Here is a 2815-nt window from a genome sequence, read left to right on the forward strand (position 1 = left end):
GAGTTCAGACGTGTGCTAAGATCTGTAAAAACGGTGGGCGCCGGAAAAACCTAATAAACAGGTACACCATAAAAGGTAAGCTATTTCAGTTTTTCCGGCGCCCACCGTTTTTACACTGGTAAGTACATTAGTGGAATAATCTGGTTATTTACATGGGGTTTTTTTGGACTTGGGCAACTTGTAGATTTAGCTCTGATACCAGGAATGGTTGAAGAGAAAAATCTTAAGTATAGGATGCTCTATGGCGGCGCAGACCAAAACAACCAGGTCACTCAGCAGGTTGTTGTCAACGTCGCAGATGTAATTGCTCCAAGTGCCGATAACCAAAAGGTCAAGAATGACACCCAACTTATCCTTCAAGTCGCAAAGGATAATGGTGGTAACATATCTGTAGCTGATTGCGTACTTGCTACAGGAAAGCCAGTTGAAGAGATCAAAGAAATGCTTAATACTATGTGTACCCAAGAGGTATTGATGGTAGATAATCACCCCGATACTGGAGCAATTATCTACAAAGTTATGTAAGTAAATTAACTATAAAATTGCAAGTATTCAGCCGTCATCTATCAGCTATCAGTTATCAGCTATCAGGCGCTTTAACTGCATGGAGTCGGATTAGTAAAACGAGCAGGGATTTCCAACCAGTCGTATCAGCATCCACCAGCTTGTTTACTATCTCCCGTTGATTAGCTGACGGCTAACTGCTTATAGCTGAATGCTTACATATAGCGTTTCTAGGACTCATAAGCTACAAAGGGATCCCCCTAAATCCCCCTTAAAAAGGGGGACTTTGAGGTTGAGCAGTGTACCTCATACATGGAATAAACGCTATAACATTAATTTTCTTGTGGGCAGTGCATCAGACCAATTGAAAAGCTGACTATCCTAAAGGTAAGCACTGCCCACCCTACATCTACTAAAATTAATGCTGTACAAGTAACATTATGATCTTCAACTAACAAAATGTTCTGAATGCGGCCTCTTCCCACTATTCCCTGTTCCCAGATCCGCTGTTCCCTCTTACAGACTCTTTATTTAGCAGAACAAATACGTTAGATCCAGTTAAATAATCATCTAAAACTGCTGGCAGTTCTTTAGCTGAATAGCGGTAAGTCAGACTAAGTAAACTATTGGCAGTCAAAATTAGCTGTGGTTTATCCAGCCTCTGGGAAAGTTGAGACCGCCTTAACTCTCCATTGAAAACTTCCAGACTAGCAGGAGCGATCGCTGATTATAGTGCTTCCTCTAATCTGGGCTGCCATTGATCAGGCTTAATATAATAGGAGGTTTTATTATCTTTAATATTCAGCTTTTTAATTTCCAGAATTGAACTAGCAATGGAAGCTGCCCAAGAATTGGTTAAACGCTGCTCTACTTGATTTTTTATTAACTGGATAAATAGCCTAACTAGGAACGAATCAATATTACGCAAAATTGCCTGTTTACTCATCCCTTCTAATTCATCGACAATTGCTAAAGCATCTGCGTATCGTCCTTCTACAATGCTAGTTTTGAGGTCTATAAGTTCTTGTGTCATAGGTAAGGGAATTGTTAGGGAGTCGGGAGTCGGGAGTCGGGAGTCGGGAGTCGGGAGTCGGGAGTCGGGAGTCGGGAATAGGGAGCAGGGAGCAGGGAATAGGGAGTAGTTAATTCAGAAGAGGGGAGTTTGATAACATTAGTGTGTTCAAGATTTAAAGTAGAGGCATAAAACTAATTTGGTCTTGATATTAATCTAACTAGCCTCTATTGTTTTAGTATGGTTTTGATAGGCAGCCTCTTTTTCAGCTTTAAACTGTCGGATTTTTTCAAGAAAAGGAGGGGGATTTTTACGCTGTTGCTCGCGCATTTGATGACTCCACGCCAACCAGTCAGCAATATAAGCGCTCACGGAAACTTGGTTGTGTAAATAGTATAAAATTGTGGCATAAACCTGTTCTAGTGTTACCGTCCTATAGCGTTCGGCAATCGCTTCTGGTGTCTGGGCACGATGGATATATTGATAGAGAATATGTTCTATCCCAATGCGTGTTCCTTTAATCCGAATATCATCGGGTGCTAAAAAATCAAAGTAATCTTCTAATTGCATTAGAACAGTTTTTAATTGAGGGAGTAGGGAGTAGGGAGTAGGGAGTAGGGAGTAGGGAGTAGGGAGTAGGCAACAAGGAAAAAATATTGTGTACCTGATTAGGCTATAACCCGCTATTATATATAATACGTGGTGATAATGCGTAGGCTACTTGCCAAAATCATACCCTAATTCAGCAACACCTGGTATTTGACTATGGTAATTATTGTTTTTGAACCAAATACCCAGGATATTTTACAATGGATACCGTAAAATTATACCAAGATACCGTCGAAAAAATTCTCAAAGACTATGCGGCAATCCCATACAGTTATGGTGATATTAAGCAGTATGTCATTATTGATGCCGATCGTACTCATTTCCTACTGTTTAATGAAGGATGGAACGGCAAAAAAAGAGTCCATGGCGTTGTCACCCATGTTGAAATTCGTCAGAGCAAACTCTGGATTCATTATGATGGCATCGAAGACGGCATTACCGATGAACTAGTTGCGGCGGGTGTGCCAAAGGATCATATTGTCCTCGCCTTTCATCCTCCCCATTTACGTCAACATACTGGATATGCGATCGCATAACCCCAATCACAAATAATATCAAGTCCGGTTGAATACCCATTATAAAAGTGTCGGGAGGGTGGGGAGATGGGGAGATGGGGAGATGGGGAGATGCAGATGCCATTCCTTATAATGGAGCTATTATGCACAACGAAGGAGTTCTGACAGCTTTCAA

At 41.2% G+C, this 2815-nt stretch carries 3 protein-coding genes and 2 pseudogenes; 3 read left to right on the forward strand and 2 right to left on the reverse strand.

Annotated features, from left to right (window positions below):
* Nucleotides 1-102 precede the first annotated feature (102 nt).
* Nucleotides 103-177, forward strand: a pseudogene (locus tag F6J94_RS32525) (NINE protein); the annotation flags it as partial.
* Nucleotides 178-204: 27 nt separating this feature from the next.
* On the forward strand, nt 205-525 hold the full coding sequence (locus F6J94_RS32530; RefSeq protein WP_293047809.1) for a hypothetical protein: 321 nt from the start codon (nt 205-207) through the stop codon (nt 523-525).
* A gap of 463 nt (nt 526-988) precedes the next feature.
* On the opposite strand, the pseudogene F6J94_RS32535 reads toward F6J94_RS32530, so the two are convergent.
* A pseudogene (locus F6J94_RS32535) lies at nt 989-1537 on the reverse strand (hypothetical protein).
* Nucleotides 1538-1732: 195 nt separating this feature from the next.
* Entirely contained in the window at nt 1733-2086 is a 354-nt protein-coding gene (locus F6J94_RS32540) for a DUF433 domain-containing protein (protein WP_293047810.1), read from the reverse strand.
* Nucleotides 2087-2325: 239 nt separating this feature from the next.
* On the opposite strand from F6J94_RS32540, the gene F6J94_RS32545 reads away from it, so the two are divergent.
* Nucleotides 2326-2661 (forward strand): XisI protein, encoded by a 336-nt coding sequence (locus F6J94_RS32545; protein WP_293047812.1) that lies wholly within the window; start codon nt 2326-2328, stop codon nt 2659-2661.
* Nucleotides 2662-2815 lie beyond the last annotated feature (154 nt).

Origin of the sequence: Moorena sp. SIO1F2, from assembly GCF_010672755.1 — a bacterium.
Classification (GTDB): Bacteria; Cyanobacteriota; Cyanobacteriia; order Cyanobacteriales; family Coleofasciculaceae; genus Moorena.